Raw genomic sequence first — 16,751 nt, 5'->3', positions numbered from 1 at the left:
CAGCAACAATGCAGGCCATGGCAATGCAGCCCAAGGCAGTGCAGACCATCACAGTGCAATCCGCAACAATGCAGACCACAGCAATGTAGTCCGCAGCAATGCAGCCCTCAACAATGTAGTCCAAGGCAGTGCAGTCCTCAGCAATGTTCCCCGCGTCCGTGCCGGCCTGCTCACCGCCCCTGCAACCCGTTATAAGTATAGAGAGAAGGGTACCGTAATGGTACTCTTCTCTGCTGTATGTAATACATATGTATTCCTACCTGACCGGAGGGGTACGATTATATGTCAGAACAATGGCTATATGAATAGCTGCGAGAAGTGCCCCTCCTAAATCTGCCAGTAAATCAAGGTTGGTATCAAGCAGACTGGGCTGACTGGGAATTGCCGGCCGCATAGTCGCATCTCCTATGAATTCACCAATTTCATAGATTGCACCAATACTTAGCCCCAGGGAGATAATAAAAAATAAGCTAAAGGCCCGGTTTATAACAGGCCGGGTTAACGTACAAATAAGAGTGTAAACAAATAACGCAAAGGCGTAGCTTCCAAATACATGCTGAATTTTATCAAAAATCGCCGACGTGGCATACAAATTTAAATATAGCCCGGCAAAACTGTCACTGAGAAGCACTGCCATTACCAACACCCGGATGTAATTACTTAATTGAACATCATATTTCATTTCTAAAAAAGTATAAATTACCCATATAGCTGCTTTGATTGCAATATTTTTTGCATAATCATACCGGCCCTGTTCCAGCACCCCGATAATGATAACAATGAAAAGCGCCAGAAATATTCCCGTCAATGCCAAAGCGACTTTTCGCTGACTGGTCAAAGTTGATCCCCTCCATGCTTCTTATTATTGTCCAGCCTGAAGGATATATATATCTTTATTTTTGTGGAAACATATGTTATAAGAATGAATAATAATTATCATAGGACAATAACAATTAAATTATTTGAAGAGGAGGCACTTTAATCACCAGCATAGCTTCTATATCGTGGCCGGCAAGGAATGCACATATCTATTTGCCCTTATGCATGTGATAAAACGCCTTAAGCGACTTTTTCGTCTCGTCATCAAGGTAATGCCAGCGCATTCCTTGAATTGCACCCTCCAGCGCTGAAAGCCGCATAATGCAAGCGGACGGGTCACGGGCAAGGATGCGTAGCCATGCTTCACGGCTACCTATGTTTCTTAACTCTTCCTCGGTAGTAATACCCACATCCGCAAGCTGCGCTTCCAACTTGGCAGCGATATTCGGCAATTTTGTTAACTCCCCCATAAGCCATTCTCCTCCTTTCTCCGTTCTAGTTCGATGATCCCATTTGATTTTCTGCATTATCCAAAGCGCGGATGTCTTGATAAGCGGAAATTATATTCATTGACTGCAAATTGTCAGCTGAAAATTTATAGTTTCTAATATATACTATATACAAAAAGACTCTCAGGTCAAAACCTGAAAGTCTTTTTGTTTGATTTGGTGCGGGAGAAGGGACTTGAACCCCCACGGTCACCCGCCAGATCCTAAGTCTGGTGCGTCTGCCAATTCCGCCACTCCCGCATTATGGTGACCCACCCGCGACTCGAACGCGGGACACCCTGATTAAAAGTCAGGTGCTCTACCGACTGAGCTAGTGGGTCGACATCTTTAAATAAGTTCCTTACTAACGCTCGGAACTAAGCGATTCACACAGGTTTTCGTGTCACTATCGTTCCTAAAAACCTGGTTCTCTGCTTATGGCAGGGGCGGCTGGACTCGAACCAACGCATGACGGAGTCAAAGTCCGTTGCCTTACCGACTTGGCTACGCCCCTACTAACAAGATTATTGGGGTGACTGAAGGGGATCGAACCCTCGAATACCGGAGCCACAATCCGGCGTGTTAACCGCTTCACCACAGCCACCATATCCAGTGCCGCTAACGACAGAATTTATTCTATCATACCACCATATTTATGTCAAGCATCCCAAATCACTTTTCTTGCTGACATATTTCTGACAACATTTCATGAGTTTCCTGGCCTGATCCGGTGGGTTGGAACTGCCGTTGCCGGGTCATCCGGCCAATAATGCTTGGGGTAACGTCCCATTAAATCCTTTTTGACTTCAAAGTATGTAGTACACCAAAAACTGGCTAAATCCCGGGTTACCTGAACCGGGCGCTGCGCCGGTGACAGCAGTTCCAAGGTCAACGCGACTTTCCCCCCGGCAATACACGGAGTTTCTTTAAGCCCAAATAGCTCCTGAAGTTTTACCGCCAGTACAGGGCATAGCGGATTGCTATAATTTATGGCAATCTGCCGGCCGCTGGGCACAACCACATGGGCAGGCGCATACTCATCAAGCTCCTGACGCTGCTGCCAGGTAAGCAGATTTTCTAAAATGGCAGCTACATTGAGTTTCGCTAGTTCTGCCCGGCTCGTTAGACCGTAGACATACGGTCCAAGCCAGTTTTCCAAAGTAGCAAGCAGCTTTTCGTCAGAAACGTCAGGCCAGCCTTCCGTCTGCTGCCCAGCAAATAACAAGCGTTGACGCAATTGCTGTGCCGCTTTGGTCCAGGGCAGGATGCTCAAGCCCTCAAGGGCAATGCCGCTCAGCAGGGCGGCCATAACGCCGTCCCGGTCAGGATTGGCACAAGGACTTTCCTTTAACAGGATGGCACCAAGCCGCTCATAGCTTTTTGCCCGTACTGCCTGGGCGGCTGCATCCCAGGCGACATTGGTCCCGGCTGCTATCTGCCGGCTAAAATAGCGCCTTATCTGTTCATAATCTATCGGCGCAGCCAAAAAAATCCGGCTGTCGGTCCCTTGCCCATCAAGATCGGCGGCTACGATATACGGACTATGCGCCAAGGGCTGTAATTCATGCATGCCGGCACCACGCCCATTCTCCAACAGGAACCGGCCGCCACTCCGCAATTGTCCAATTCTGTCCGGATAGGCAAAAGCCAGTACCAAGCCGCAAGCTTCCACCGTCTCCTGCCGGTTGCGGTGAATGGAAAAATCCTGTTTTAACCTTTCACTTTCGGCCTTAATGCGCCGGCGCAGCGACTCCTCAGGATACTTGCCGCTTGCAGCTTCACGCACAGCCTCCAGCCGCAGCCGCAAATCAACATCAGTCCTATTGCCATTGCCTTGCAAAAAATCCCGTTCCTGTAAAATAGCCGCAAGTTCACAGGCCAGGTTACCCAAACCCGCTTCTTTCGCTCTGATGATCATATGGGCCAAGCGCGGGTGCAAGCCTGACTGAACCATCAACCGCCCATGGGCAGTAATACTACCACCTGTTTCCAACGCCCCCAGCTTCACCAGCAGTGCCTGCGCCTGCAAAAATGCCGCTGCCGGCGGTATATCCAGCCATAACAGCTGCTGAGGGTCATTCACTCCCCAGGCAGCCAATTCCAAAGCAAGTGGTGTCAAATCGGCGGCTAAAATTTCCGGCGTATTGCTGGATTCTAAATACAAATCCTCCTGTCTGGTCCAAAGCCGGTAGCAACTACCCGGACCCAGTCGTCCCGCACGGCCACGCCGCTGCTCGGCTGCCTGACGGGAAACCCTTACCGTTTCCAAGCGTGTCAGCCCGGTACGGGACGAATACTTCGGCACACGCATCAACCCGCTGTCAATGACTGTGTCTACCCCCTCCACCGTAAGGCTGGTCTCGGCAATCGAGGTAGCCAATATGACTTTCCGCATCCCATCCGTACTGGGTAAAAGAGCCGCATCCTGAGCGGCTGGCGACAAATTACCATAAAGCGGTGCAACTCGCGCCTGTTTTGTTATGCCATTTGCGCTTAACTCAGCCTGAACCCGGCGAATCTCTCCGGCTCCCGGCAAAAACACCAATACATCACCACTGTTTCCAGCAAGCGAGGTAAACACCGTTTGCGCAACAATATGTTCCAGTTGACTTGCTGTTCGCCGTTCTAGATAATGAGTCTCCACCGGAAAAACCCGGCCATTACTCCTAAGAACCGGCGCATTGCCAAGCAAGGCAGCTACCGGCTCAGCGGCAAGCGTTGCCGACATAATCAGCAGACGCAAATCTTCTCTAAGTACTGCCTGCGCTTCCAGCGCCAGCGCTAAGCCGAGGTCGGCCTGCAGACTCCGTTCATGGAATTCATCAAATAGTATCAGCCCTACGCCATCTAACGCCTGGTCGCTTTGCAGCATTCTGGTAAGAATACCTTCGGTAATGACTTCGATACGTGTTTTGGGACCAATACAGCTGTCCAGCCGAACCCGGTAGCCTACCGTTTCTCCAGGTTGCTCTCCCAGCAACCGGGCCATATAACGCGCAGCAGCACGAGCGGCTAAGCGCCTTGGCTCCAGCAGCAGGATGCGCCGCCCCTTTAGCCATGGCTCATTCAACAGCGCCAACGGAATGCGGGTTGTCTTGCCTGAGCCGGGTGGTGCTACAAGGACCGCGTTTCCCGGCAAGCTAAGTACGGCTTTAAGCTCAGGCAGGATTTCCTCAATGGGTAAAGTATTCATCAACGCCCTCAACCGGCAAACCCGTCGGGATGCGCCTGATGCCAGCGCCAGGCGGTGGCAATTATCTGCTTAATATCGGTGTACCGGGGCTGCCAACCTAAATCCTGCCGGATTTTATCAGCGCCGGCAACCAGCACGGCAGGATCACCGACACGCCGGGCGGCTACCGTTTGGGGCACAGTCAGGCCGGTTACCGCTTCAGCGGCTGCAATTATTTCCCTAACGGTAAAGCCATTGCCATTACCAAGATTATACACATCAGACCCATGACCGTTGTATAAAGCCGCCAGTGCCAGCACATGGGCCTGTCCCAGGTCGTTTACATGAATATAGTCCCGCACACAGGTTCCGTCTTTGGTGGGGTAATCCTCGCCAAAAATGCTTAGTCCCTTAGTTTTCCCCTGACAGGCTTTGAGCACAAGCGGTATCAGGTGCGTCTCCGGTTGATGATCTTCACCGATGTCACCTGCGGCATCAGCACCACAGGCATTGAAGTAACGCAAGGCAATATAGGTAAGTCCGTACGCACGTGAATAGTCCGCCATGGCGTTTTCCATGATAAGCTTGGTCCTGCCATAGACATTGGTAGGATTTTTAATTGACTCTTCGGTTATCAGGGATTTTTCCGGCTCACCATATACGGCAGCTGTTGACGAAAATACCAGTTTTTTAACGCCATTTTCCAGCATAACATCAAGCAGATTCAGCGTTCCGGCAACATTATTGTGATAATAGTCCTGCGGCTTGGCCATGGAAACCCCGACAAGGCTATAGGCCGCAAAATGAACGACCGAGCTGATGCTGTAGCATTTGATGGTGTCAGTCAGGCGTTCACTGTCAAAAATATCGCCTTTAATAAGTACGCTGTTTTTTACCGCAGCCTGGTGACCTGTCACCAGATTATCATAAACAATCACTCTGCTGCCTGTTTTTTCTAACAGGCGTACCGTATGAGAACCAATATATCCCGCGCCGCCTGTCACCAAAATATTCATGGTAAAGCCTCCAATACTTATGCAAACACTTTTTATTCTGGATATGGGTCAGAACTGCCGCCTGCCAGATAATCAATAAATTGTTTTGCCAGCCGGCCTGAGCGGCCCGAATGTGACATCTCCCACCGCAGCGCTTTTGTTCTAAGCTCGTCGCCTGTTAAACGTATACCGTTTCTCAGCGCAATGTCTTCAACAATTTTAAAGTACTCTTCCTGGTTGGGCAACGGATAAAACAGCGTAATCCCAAAACGGTCTGCCAGCGATATCTTTTCATTAATGGTATCCTGGCGATGCAGCTCGTCGCCACTGCGGTCATCCCAGGTTTCCTTTATCAGATTTCGCCGGTTGGAAGTGGCATAAATCAGGACATTGTCAGGCCGAATTTCCATTCCACCGTCAATGAGGGATTTTAACACTTTGTATTCTGCTTCAAATTCTTCAAAAGACAAATCATCAATAAATAAGATGCATTTTTTACCCCACTGGCGCAGTACCGACATAATTTCGGGAATACATTCAAAATCGCTTTTGGCAATTTCAATCAGTCTAAGACCTTCCTCAAAATAATGGTTAGCCACGGCTTTAACTGATGACGATTTGCCGGTCCCCCTGGCGCCTACCAACAGCACATTATTAGCCGGCCGGCCCTGAATAAAAGCCTCTGTATTACGGATAAGCTCGTTTTTTTGGTAATCGTAGCCTATAATATCCGACAACTGCACCGGATCAGTATGTTCAATCCCAACAATTTCCCGCTCCCGGCTATCCCATTTAAACGCACTGTACCCGGCTAATTTACCACAGCCATAATGATGATAATATCTGGCAAGAGCCGCAGCCAGTGCCTGCGGTGAATATTTATTTTCAACTTCAAAAAATAAATCTCTGAGCACAGCCAGGTTCCGGAAACTTCTCGATTTTCTGGCAGCATCCCCGGTAAGCGGCCGATAATCTGCAATGATAGCCCGAACATCAGCTGAAAATAGTGTGCTTATCCCTGCCAGCAGTTTTTTCAAAATAGCAATATCATGAACAACAGCCTCCTGCAAACTGCTTTCTGCCTTAACGGCCAGCTTCTCAGCTGTGCTGCTGAAGATATTTTGGTCACACCCAATCAGTCCTAATACATAATTCTCCGGAATATTACCGGTCACACCTGTTGCTTCAGCCCACTCAATCAGGATAGCAGCCAGCGCATACTCATTATCGTCTGCTGTATCTGCCTCCGCTAAAGCCTGCAAGCCGTTCACCACATCATCACCCAGCAAATTGCGGAAAACCAATAATTGATTCAGTTCAGTACAAATCGCGGCCACGACAAACCCCTCCTGCAAAAATGATTTATAAAAAGAAATAAGCGGTCATAACATAAAACCGCCCTAGTTGCATAGGTAACCTATACAACAGGAGCGGTAAAATTCGCAGTATCGTCCTGCCCTGCACTCACCTGCTATTGCCGGTTACACTGTTACCATGAGTTACGCCCCGGCCAACTGTACCGAATCGTTAGAATTCGCAAGAGTTACATTCAGGCACTTGGCTAGTACATTCAGGGTGAAACGCATCAATACTATGCTTATATACATTATCCTAAAACTTCACAGCACTGTCAACAATCAGTTTACAGTCTGTCTTGATTATCCGGGTACTTCCGGCCACATTGTAAATTACAGCTTTGCCTACAGATTTTTCCCGGATGGCGTCCTGCTGTTCCTGCTTTTTCTCTGATTTCGTACAAGGCTTCTATCTGTGTGGCCGACAATTCCACAGGCTTCCCCATTTGTAAGGACAAAAAGGTTATTTTGGCATAAAATTCTACCGACTCCAGCTTGTGATAAGCAGCAGTCAGGCTGTCTCCCCAGGCGAGCGCACCGTGGTTTGCCAATAGCACAGCATCAAAATGCTCCAAATAAGGAGCCACCGCATTGGGCACCTCTTGGGTAGAAGGAGTACCATATTCAGCCACCGGTACACACCCCAGCATAGCGACAGCCTCCGCAATCAGCGGTTTATTCAGGGGAGTCCGGGCAATAGCAAAGGTCGTGGCATACGGCGGGTGGGCATGAACAACTGCCTGAACGTCCGGGCGCTCCTCATACACCTTAAGATGCATCTTAAGCTCTGATGACGGCCGCCAGCTGCCCTCTGCCGCCACGATGTTGCCTTCCCGATCAACAGTCAGCAGCATATCCGGGGTCATAAAGCCTTTGCTTACCCCTGTCGGTGTGGTGAGAAACTCGCCAGTGTTCAATCTCACACTGATATTGCCGTCATTAGCCGCAACAAAACCACTGTCATACATTCGTCTGCCAATCTGACATATCGCAAGTCTAAGCTCATTCTCTGTCATTGCTACAGCTCCTACTGTGGTCGTACTTTACCGGTCATATGTTCCACCGTAATTTTTATTACCGTTGTCCGGTCTTGACTTTTTCGGATATATTCTTTTCCCTGTTCCAGATAGTCTGGTCCGTATTTACTTATCAGACCAAGCAGCGCTTCCTGTTTTTCCTGGCCCAGCACCACAGTCGCTTGACCAAAAACAATTACACTTTCATAGCTTGTCGTGAATTTCTCCGGCATGGATTGCTTTTGGCCAACAACACAAAACGAAACTTTGCCATTGCCGGCTATATTCTTAAGTTTATAGCCATCATTGGCACTATGGAAATAAATGCTGCCATCTTTATAAATATAACTAAGCGGCACACCATAAGAATAGCCTTCCTGGTTTACTGTTGACAAAACACCATATTCACATTTTTCCAGAATTCGAATTGTCTCTTCGGTACTGACTTGCCGGTCAATCCGTCTCATAGCTGTAAACATATCATCACCCAATTATAATAGTTTATTGGTATACTATACCAAATTATATATAAAAGGTAAATATATTGAAAGCTAAACTTGTGACCGTACAGACAGCCACCGGGAATTATCGCTGGCACACCGGACAATAAAAGGCATTCCTGCCGCCAACGCGTTTGGTTTCGATAGAAGTGCGGCAAACATAACAGGGCAGGCCGGTGCGATAAGCTACCTGCAAATGGGGTTCAAACCCTCCTGTCAGGGTGTCATCTGAGGCAAACTTGTCTTCATTAACCCCACCCAGTTCAATCGCTCTGGTAAGAATAGCGCGAATACAGTGGTACAGGTTAATTCTTTCCGTTGTTGTGAGTGCAGCAGCTTTGCGTTCAGGCCTAATCCTGCTGCAAAACAGCGTTTCATTGGAATAAACGTTGCCAATACCGGCAAGGAACGCCTGATCCATCAACAGGGGTTTTATCATTCCTTTACGCTTTGACAGTAGGTTTAAAAATTCTTCCGGCGTAAATTCCGGCGAAAGCGGCTCCGGGCCAAGGCCGGATAATTCCGGTATATCCGCAAAATTGACAGCAGGCATCAGATGGATATAGCCTAAAGTAAGTTTAAAAAAAGCCATTTTATCCCCGGAGTTTAACGTAAAAACAACCGAAGGACGGCCACTCACTGTTTCCCAGCTATAAAAAATCCGCACATACCCTTCAAGCATAAAATGTACTACAAGGGAATGAGCATTGGACAAGGTCAGGATAATCTGTTTTGCCCGTCTCCTGACCTTGATAATTTGTTGACCGGTTATGGTATCAATGAAATTGTCCGCAGCTACATTAAGTGATTTTTCCCGGTTAATCATTACTGTATCAATTATTCTCCCCTGAACACACTGTTCAAGCTGACGTCTGACTGTTTCGATCTCTGGAATTTCCGGCAATTCTCCGTCAATCCTTTCCCCTGTTGTCGGGCAGCATAATATGAGCATTAGCGGCGCTACACCGCCTATATTCGTTTTTTCCCTGGCCTGCCACTGACAGGCCAGGGCTTCGTTGTGTGCGCAGGTGACTTGCCTGAGTCATTGCGCTTTGCCGCCGCCGGCCGAAACATCAGATAATAGGCCAACTCCTTGCGGAAGCCCAGTTGCTCTAAAACAGCCTGTTTGCCAGGATCGTCACTATAGATTGTGGTGCTGATAACACCCGGGCCATAGCTCTCAGCAATAAGCCGAATGGCCTTACTGAGCAGCCCCTGGCGCAAGGGCTCATAGTCCGGATGTATGGTAAGACTGATTACATGGCTTTTGACCTTGAAATAACTGTTCATATTCAGCCAGGCTACGATTTTGCCGTCTTGTTCCACAACGTAGTCCTGCTTTTGTTTACGCATCAGATAATTTTTCGCCCATTCCAGATGCCTAACCATCATACTGGGGCTAAACTCCCCGTAAGTCCGTCTAATCACCCGGCGCAGGGTAGTAGGCACCGACTCCAGATATAAATGATATAATTTCCCGCGTTCCCGCGTGGTAAGCTTACGGAATCCCGGCAATTCCACTACTTGCGGCAATACAAAGGCCGGCTCCAGACGCAATTCGTAATGCAGTATCTCGGTCATTTCCCGGAAGCCCAGCCGTTTATAGAAGTTGTAGGCCCTATTGCCAACCCGGACTTCCAAAATAACATCATAATTATTAGCATCAGCCGCCTGGGAAAACAGCATCGTCAGCACCCACTGGCCCAGACCCTGTCCCCGGTACGCTTTGCTAAAGGCAATATAATCAATATGCATCTGAGTAGAGTTGATGTAAGATACCTGGACAAACCCCACTAATTCCCCGGAAATTTTTATTACATAAATATTAAAATGGTTTTTAACCCATAGAGAAAACTTACTTAACGGGTTCAGAATATAATAAAATTGTCTGGTGCGACGAATGCGGCGTTTCACTTGTTCAATATCCACTTCATCAGCAAAAGCACTGGTAAATAACTTCTCTAAATTGCCAAGATCATCGCGTCGAACCTTTTCGATTGTCAAATCTTCAAATGGTTTTTTCGGCATAAAATTCTCCCAGGCAAAAGATTAGTACCTTGTTTAATTAGTATAAATCAGAACCTGAGTTTTTATTAATTGTAAAACAACAAAGTCTATACGCATCTTTGACCATAACGTAAGCCTTGTTGTTTTGAAAAAATCACCTAATTTTTGACCAGTTTTTTTACTACTTCCATATTTAACCCGCTATCTAACGGACTGATTCTTGCAATCTTCATATCTTGGACAGTAAACACCATTTGTTCCGGAATATCATAATAGCTGGCAATAATATTGGACGGTATGGGCGGACGCGGTTTACGACGCTCCAAACGCCCATACCTCCGGTAATTCCAGTTAGCCCAAGCCAGCATGACCAAAAACATCGCTAATGCAAAGACAAAAACCAGAAACAACATATTTTCTGTGCCTTCAATAATGTCCGGTGAAAAAAGCTTGGCGTACAAGGAGCGTCCACCTAAGATCCAAACAACCGCCGAAAGGAATGTTTGAAAAAAGTATAAAAAAACAACCCAGATCGAAGCCGAAGCCAATACCTCTAAGCCGCGGATAATCGGCTTCTGCAAAATCGGTTGATTAATTACCAGTTGGGTTTCCAACGCAGCAGCTTCTTCAGTTTCTCGAGCTTTAGTTAAGAAAATCATTTGTGTAATGTTATAAAAAAGCAACCCGGTAATAATTACAATTGCACTTATTATAACAAAGAATACTGCTATATTCTTGATTAACAACTGTTCAGGGGCCTGAATGTACCCAAAGACATAGCTAAGATACAGCACAATGACCACTAATAGAAGACCTGCAATAATAGCCATAAGCTTGCTGCCTAAAATCCGGTACAAATTGTCACTGGTGTTCAAAAGCTCCCTCCTTTCGCATGAATGCGCATTATAATTTGGTGAATATCCCCCTGTCAGGACTGGTCCAGACAGCTGGCTGTCCCATTTTTCGGAATAATGCCCGTGGTGCTGCATATACGGTAGCCAAAGCCGTCAATAGCCAATAGGCAAAGGGATACCAAATAACCCAAAACAAATAGCCCGGAATAGATTTCTCATATTTTTGGTCAATAGTTAAACCGATGAGAAACTGCAGCAGACATATAAAAGCAAGCATCGAACCTTTCCATTCCGGAAAAATACGCACCTCCGGCAAGCCGGTTGGATAAGTTAAGTTAACAAGTCCGACAATCCCCAGTAAAATAAAAACATATGACCAGATGATGGATAACACATACTCTAGATATACCGGCCATAAACGGCGTTGTTTCCAGCTTTTCCAAATATCGCGGTGCCGGCGGACAACCTCTACACCGCCTTGTGCCCATCTGACTCTCTGCCGCCACAAGCCGCTGACCGTCTCTGGCACTAAAATCCAACACAACGCATTCGGTTCATAACGGATATCCCAGAATCGTTTTTCCAGTTTCCACGTAATATTAATATCATCAGTAATCATGTCGGTATCCCATAAACCGGCGTCAAAAATAGCTTGCTTACGGAAAGCAGCAATTACGCCAGATACAGTCAACACTTTGCCTAAAATCCGTTGGGTGCGTTTAATCATCCCGATGATTGAGGAGTATTCACCCACCTGAATTTTCGCCAACAGGGATGTACGGTTTCTCACCCGGGGATTACCGGTAACCGCCCCCACGCGGGGACCATTAAAATGACTGACCATCCAGTGCATCGCCCATGGATCAAGATACGCATCCGCATCAATGCAAAGCAGGATATCCCCTCTGCTGGCCAACGCCCCATAACGCAGCGCCGACGGTTTACCTACATTTTTATTTAACAATAACACCCGTACTCGTTCCTCGTTAGCTTCAATTTCCTGGATAATAGCTGCGGTAGAATCTGTACTTGCATCATCAAGAACGATAATTTCAAAATTAGGATATTCAGAAGTAAGTACGGCTTCGACCGTGCTGCGGATAGCGTCTTCTTCATTGCGGGCAGGAATCAACACCGATACCAGCGGATATTCTTTTAACTCCGGTACCTGTTTTTCTCCTCGCTCCCGCCGCAAATAAAAATACGATGCGCCCATCATCCAGACAATACTCATTGCCAGTGGGTAATAGAAAACATAGTTCTCTAAAAACTCAAGCCAGCTATATGTTTCCACCCTGTTTCACCCCCTGGTTTAAATTATTCCGAAAAAACATTCTCCGGGTAGTATGCAATATGAATAGCGCCTTTTTTCTTCAGCGCATTGGTAAAGCGATTTATTTCATCTGCGCTTAGCCAGCGGTTTTTATTCCAATCATAAGTTTGCAATTTAAACACGGTTTTTTGCGCATTCTGCGGATTCTTTAATGCAGCTGTTGCTAATTCTTCCAGCCAGCCAACCGGATCCTCATATTCTTTTTCTAAATAGGGATAGGCCATAATCACCGTATAATCATAGGTATCCAGATATTGCCCGTAATTTTGACCCAGCCACGTTTCAGCTGCGGGCTCAGTAATAAGGATAGGGTAAATATTGCGGGCACTGCCAAGATTAGTCCGGTATTCTTTCGCTGCAGCCTGTAGTTTTACCGTCAGACCGGTAAGCGCATTAGTTTTCATTTTTATCCAGCGGTCATTTAATTCCGGGTCAGCTTTCAATAATTCGGGAGTAAGCTCCAAACCTGTCTCAGTTTTAAATACTTGCCTGGCTGCGGGTGAGAAATCCTCAAAATCATTAAGATATACATCATCCTGAAACAGTATGCCATTGATATCATTGTATTTCACAAGATCAGTAACCATCGCTGTCAGGCGGTCACTCACTTCCGGGCTAAAAGGAGTTGCCCGGCGATACCAGCCCAGATTTTTTGCTTCACAGGCCACAACCGCAGTTTCCGGATTCTCATCAATAATCCATTGCGCCGCCAGTGTCGGCAGCCATGCATAAATTGTAAATTTGCCTTCTGCCCGCAAGCGTGCAATCACATGGTTAAAAATATCGGCCCTGACCGGAGCTGTCGTGGTGTAAAAATATACACTTTCTATATTGCCTGTTCCATTCTCATCACTGAAGGCTTGCAGGTAAACGGTATTCGTACCGGAAGCCAGGAGGCGGTCAATGGCCAAATTTAGATTTTCTTCCGTTTGTTCGGTACTATCCGGATCATAAATTTTGTCGAGATCCAGTTGTGCGGCTTTGACCGGTGCCTTGCCGATTGTGTTAACTAATTGAGCAAACCTTTTCTTGGACGGGTTATTCGTTATGATGATACGATTGGCTTCTTTCAGCGCCTGTTTTCCGGGACGGTTAACCCCGTCATCCAAGGCAAAGCAGGCTTCGAAGCCTGCCGCGAAAGCATCCTCAATAGCTAATTGGGTGTAGGCCCCAAAAGGCCAAACCAGCGCTTGGGCTTTATGTCCCAATTCTCTTGTCAACACTGCTTGCGTTGCCGCAAAATCACTCATTACCCGTTGCCGGTAGTCGGCAACCGATTCGTATTTTCCCTCTTTATATTGCAAACTACCGAATAGCGGTCCCCGGTCGCCTTGGGGTGTAGTGACAGTAAAACGATGTGCCGCATGAGAATGGGACGCAATAGTAATCAAACCGGAAGATTCCATCTCCCGAATTTGCTGCCAGGTCAGCAGCGGTCCCAGATCGGCAGGGGCGTAATCCAGCCATGATGTTACAATGGCCATCATCCCCGGATAATTATATTCTTTCAGTAAAGGAAATACTTTTGTATAAAAGGACTGGTACCCGTCATCAAAGGTTAGCATCACCGGCTTAGCCGGCAGCTTATCTTCCCCCTTTGATGCTGCAATATAGTCTTCAAGCGAAATAGGTGTATAGCCATTTTCCTTCAAGTAATCCAAATGGCTTCTCAAGGCAGCAGGCGTTACAGTATAAATATTATTGCCTGGCTTTTCAGCAACATCGTGATAGCATAAAATAAGAACATCGTTTGCCGCAGCCGGTAAACTAACAGAAAATAATACTCCCAGCAGGCATAACAGAGATATCCACACTTTTCTGTTCATCCAAAATAAACCTCCTAACTACCACGTGAAATAGTAACTAACATCAAATTGTCGATCAGCAAATTGGGGCTTTCCCCCTGTACTTGTTGAGTAACCGGTGCGTAAGCCGTAGCCGGCACCAATCACTAATGCTTGATTACGCGAAAATGTACAACCATACTCCAAACGAACAGCAGGATTAAAATCTATAGGCTCCGGCCGGTCGCGTCCCCAGCCCAAATCCAGCGAGGTTTCCCAATAATGCTTAGGGTAATGCCAACGCTGGCGCAAGCCTGCCCCATAACTTTCCCGTGTCTCCGGACTTTCATAGACAGGTTCAACACCATTGATCTCCTGCTTTTTATAATTATCCCTGCCAAAATAACTAAACCAGCTCAGCGTTTTTTGTGCATTATTAATCATGATATGTTCCCAGTCCAGACTAAACCCGTTGCGGAGATTGCTGTCACTGTAATTCGCAGTAGTTGCCGTAATGCCAGCGATATCCCGGGTACCTATTTGACGGGTAAACCCTAGCTGGTATTCTGTCAGCATAATCCGGTCTGCCAATGCCTGCACATCAGCTACCGGTACACGATTGATGGCAAAATCCAACCAGCTTTGTTCACCAAAATAGTAACTGCCAGCAAAACGGTAACCATTAAGTGTCCCGTGATTGCGGCTTTGATCCAGCCACAGCTGCGCGGTGTGTTTCATATCAACATATCGTCCACCGACAGAAAAGGTTTTCAGGGTATCTGCGCCATCATTATCAGAAATCCGGCTGGCAGCCACTCCGGCCAATGCAAAGAAACGATCGCCAAGCCGCTGTTCACCAATGATTTGACCGGTGCGAACCTCATTGCCTTTATAATCACTACTGCTGGAAAAAGCAGAATACATATCACCCTGCAGGCGCCGGTCAAACCGGCCTGCCGCCTGAGCCACAACCGGGTTGGTGCTATATTCACCATTTAGCTTTTCGAGCGCGCTTCTGGCAGCACGATAGTCACCGACAGTAACCGCTGAATTTATAATACCGCCGGCAGCTACAGGCTGCGCAGCCGGCAACGCCGCCAAGGCTTCATATTGCTCGCAGGCTTCCCGGAGCAGCCCACTATTATAAAGAGCAACTGCAAAACGCTGGCGAATTATTACATTTTCCGGGTACGTATTGATGATTGTGTGATACAGATTTTTTCCCGCTTCATATCGTCCCATTTCAAAGAAACGATTAGCATCATAAGCAACATTCATGGCTTGCTCAATGCCTGTATTAATAATTTCAGTGTATAATTCCATGCCGGTTCTCTTATTTTTCCCTGACAATAAATACGAATAGGCCAAGCTATGTTTGTCACTTAACAGTGATTCTTCATCATCCCAGATACTGCGATAAACACCGATAGCTTGTTGGGGCAGGTTATACCGCAAATAAGCGTCGGCTAACGCCCGCCGTCCATATACGGGAATACTGCGATAATCTGGCCATAGACGCTCTGCTTCGGTAATCGCCGTTTTATAATCGCCGTTTAGGAATAACGCCAAAATATAATCACACTGCATTTGAATGGTAGCCGAACCATCCTGAATCGTCGGACGCAGAAGTACTATTCCATGATAGTACTCCTCATTTCTGATACATTGTGCCGCCATTTCCCCCCGCAGTGACAACAGTGATTGCACCGGATACTTTTCCTTGCTCCGGGCGATCAGCGCCAGGGCTTTATCAATAACCGCAACCGCGCCAATCGCATCACCGCGCAAAAACAGCAGTCTGGCTTTGCCGCTATAGACCTCCAGATTGTCAGGCTGTTCTGTCAGCAAGGTCTCATAAACTATATCGGCTTCCTCATTTTTACCCATATAAGCCAGACTTTCTGCTTCCCAGAGCCTGACCTTCTGATTTCCGTCTTGAACTAATCGGTGGTATAACTGCCATGCCTCATTATAGCGTTCAAGTTTAAAATAAGCGCTGGCCACATTGACTCTTACATAATCGGGAACAGCTTGCGACATATGCAGTAATTGGTTTTCATAAATCCGAACGGCAGTTGCATAATCCCCGGCCCAGCAAGCAACAACAGCATAATCAAACCACATGGTTTTCTGCACACCGGCATATTCTGACAACGTTTCGAATATAGCCAGTGCCAGCCCATACTGTCCATCCCGCGCCAATGCCACCGCATAATCCTGCGCTACCTGCCAGTTTCCTTGCTGTTCTTCATAATTTTGCCTCAGCAACGCCAGCGAAGGTTGCATTTCCGCCACAGCAGGTGCAGCCTGCGCAGTGTTGCTGAGGCAAAGACTCAACACTGCCCCTAACAAAGCTGCCTTAACTTGCATCATATCAAACTCCCTTATATGATAAATTCTTGTCATTCCTAACACGTTCTTAGTATCA

13 protein-coding genes and 4 tRNA genes are annotated in these 16,751 nt (G+C 47.1%); all 17 read right to left on the bottom strand.

Annotation, left to right across the window (positions count from 1 at the left end):
* Positions 1–256: 256 nt before the first annotated feature.
* The 17 genes from SPSPH_RS06725 to SPSPH_RS06645 all read right to left on the bottom strand — a co-directional run bounded on the left by SPSPH_RS06725 (position 257) and on the right by SPSPH_RS06645 (position 16,696).
* Positions 257–838 carry a hypothetical protein gene (locus SPSPH_RS06725; protein WP_075754399.1) on the bottom strand — a complete coding sequence of 194 codons (582 nt, stop codon included), beginning with the start codon at positions 836–838 and terminating at the stop codon, positions 257–259.
* 190 nt (positions 839–1,028) lie between these two features.
* Positions 1,029–1,289 carry a TfoX/Sxy family protein gene (locus SPSPH_RS06720; protein ID WP_075754397.1) on the bottom strand — a complete coding sequence of 87 codons (261 nt, stop codon included), beginning with the start codon at positions 1,287–1,289 and terminating at the stop codon, positions 1,029–1,031.
* Positions 1,290–1,485: 196 nt separating this feature from the next.
* Positions 1,486–1,568: transfer RNA gene (locus SPSPH_RS06715), tRNA-Leu, on the bottom strand.
* 4 nt (positions 1,569–1,572) lie between these two features.
* Positions 1,573–1,648 (bottom strand) — tRNA-Lys (locus SPSPH_RS06710).
* A gap of 97 nt (positions 1,649–1,745) precedes the next feature.
* Positions 1,746–1,821: transfer RNA gene (locus tag SPSPH_RS06705), tRNA-Gln, on the bottom strand.
* A gap of 14 nt (positions 1,822–1,835) precedes the next feature.
* Positions 1,836–1,911, bottom strand: a tRNA-His gene (locus SPSPH_RS06700).
* A 102-nt stretch (positions 1,912–2,013) separates the two neighbouring features.
* Positions 2,014–4,500 carry an ATP-dependent helicase HrpB gene (gene hrpB, locus SPSPH_RS06695; protein ID WP_075754395.1) on the bottom strand — a complete coding sequence of 829 codons (2,487 nt, stop codon included), beginning with the start codon at positions 4,498–4,500 and terminating at the stop codon, positions 2,014–2,016.
* 8 nt (positions 4,501–4,508) lie between these two features.
* Complete coding sequence (galE, locus tag SPSPH_RS06690) at positions 4,509–5,495, bottom strand: UDP-glucose 4-epimerase GalE (protein ID WP_075754393.1); 987 nt, start codon at positions 5,493–5,495, stop codon at positions 4,509–4,511.
* Between the two features lie 32 nt (positions 5,496–5,527).
* Positions 5,528–6,811 carry an ATP-binding protein gene (locus SPSPH_RS06685; RefSeq protein ID WP_075754391.1) on the bottom strand — a complete coding sequence of 428 codons (1,284 nt, stop codon included), beginning with the start codon at positions 6,809–6,811 and terminating at the stop codon, positions 5,528–5,530.
* 305 nt (positions 6,812–7,116) lie between these two features.
* On the bottom strand, positions 7,117–7,845 hold the full coding sequence (locus tag SPSPH_RS06680; RefSeq protein ID WP_075754389.1) for a class II aldolase/adducin family protein: 729 nt from the start codon (positions 7,843–7,845) through the stop codon (positions 7,117–7,119).
* A gap of 11 nt (positions 7,846–7,856) precedes the next feature.
* Positions 7,857–8,324, bottom strand: coding sequence for a pyridoxamine 5'-phosphate oxidase family protein (locus tag SPSPH_RS06675; RefSeq protein WP_075754387.1), 468 nt, complete (start codon positions 8,322–8,324; stop codon positions 7,857–7,859).
* Positions 8,325–8,430: 106 nt separating this feature from the next.
* Entirely contained in the window at positions 8,431–9,297 is an 867-nt protein-coding gene (mutM, locus tag SPSPH_RS06670) for a bifunctional DNA-formamidopyrimidine glycosylase/DNA-(apurinic or apyrimidinic site) lyase (protein WP_083945439.1), read from the bottom strand.
* Positions 9,298–9,314: 17 nt separating this feature from the next.
* A complete protein-coding gene (locus SPSPH_RS06665) occupies positions 9,315–10,373 on the bottom strand; it encodes a GNAT family N-acetyltransferase (RefSeq protein ID WP_075754385.1) in 1,059 nt (352 codons plus the stop codon).
* A gap of 137 nt (positions 10,374–10,510) precedes the next feature.
* The gene (gene pgaD, locus SPSPH_RS06660) at positions 10,511–11,182 is read right to left on the bottom strand and encodes a poly-beta-1,6-N-acetyl-D-glucosamine biosynthesis protein PgaD (protein WP_158027052.1); all 672 of its coding nucleotides are present in this window, start codon (positions 11,180–11,182) and stop codon (positions 10,511–10,513) included.
* 73 nt (positions 11,183–11,255) lie between these two features.
* Complete coding sequence (gene pgaC / locus SPSPH_RS06655) at positions 11,256–12,500, bottom strand: poly-beta-1,6-N-acetyl-D-glucosamine synthase (protein WP_075754381.1); 1,245 nt, start codon at positions 12,498–12,500, stop codon at positions 11,256–11,258.
* A 23-nt stretch (positions 12,501–12,523) separates the two neighbouring features.
* Positions 12,524–14,365 carry a poly-beta-1,6-N-acetyl-D-glucosamine N-deacetylase PgaB gene (pgaB, locus tag SPSPH_RS06650; RefSeq protein WP_075754378.1) on the bottom strand — a complete coding sequence of 614 codons (1,842 nt, stop codon included), beginning with the start codon at positions 14,363–14,365 and terminating at the stop codon, positions 12,524–12,526.
* Between the two features lie 18 nt (positions 14,366–14,383).
* Positions 14,384–16,696, bottom strand: coding sequence for a tetratricopeptide repeat protein (locus tag SPSPH_RS06645; protein ID WP_143558965.1), 2,313 nt, complete (start codon positions 16,694–16,696; stop codon positions 14,384–14,386).
* Positions 16,697–16,751 lie beyond the last annotated feature (55 nt).

The sequence above is a fragment of the Sporomusa sphaeroides DSM 2875 genome (assembly GCF_001941975.2).
Lineage (GTDB): Bacteria > Bacillota > Negativicutes > Sporomusales > Sporomusaceae > Sporomusa > Sporomusa sphaeroides.
This window is presented reverse-complemented; position numbering and strand designations above follow the sequence as displayed.